Source organism: Pseudonocardia halophobica (assembly GCF_027922425.1).
In the GTDB taxonomy this organism is placed as follows: Bacteria; Actinomycetota; Actinomycetes; order Mycobacteriales; family Pseudonocardiaceae; genus Pseudonocardia; species Pseudonocardia halophobica.
Map to the genome: position 1 here is coordinate 1 of NZ_BSFQ01000304.1, position 510 is coordinate 510.

The 510-nt window shown below is 65.1% G+C and carries 1 protein-coding gene; it reads left to right on the forward strand.

Features of this window, described 5'->3' with window-relative positions:
• On the forward strand, window positions 1-510 hold a 510-nt coding region (locus tag PKE99_RS39515), incomplete at both ends, for an ATP-binding cassette domain-containing protein (protein WP_271215197.1).

Here is a 510-nt window from a genome sequence, read left to right on the forward strand (position 1 = left end):
GACATGCAAGCCGCCCGCAATGCCGTCGAATTCGACAATGTAAATATCGTCTTTGGGGACTCGCCCCAGGCTGCTCTGCCGCTGATGGATCAGGGGCTTGATCGCGGCCCGATCAAAACCGCAACCGGTCAGGTGCTTGGCGTGCACAACTGCTCGCTTACCGTGCGCGAGGGCGAAATCCTTGTGCTCATGGGCCTGTCCGGCTCGGGCAAATCCACGCTGCTGCGCGGGGTGAATGCCCTGAACCCGGTGGTGCGTGGCGAGGTGCGGGTCTCGGATGGCGACCGCATGGTCAGTGTCACCAGGGCCGATGCCGATACGCTGCGCCGCCTGCGCCTGTCGCGCATCGCCATGGTGTTCCAGCAGTTCGGCCTCTTGCCATGGCGGTCGGTGCGGGAAAACGTGGGGCTGGGGCTGGAGCTTGCGGGCATCCCGGTCGAGGCCCGCCGTCAGCCGGTGGACGAACAGCTTGAACTGGTGAACCTGACGCAATGGGCCGACCGCAAGGTG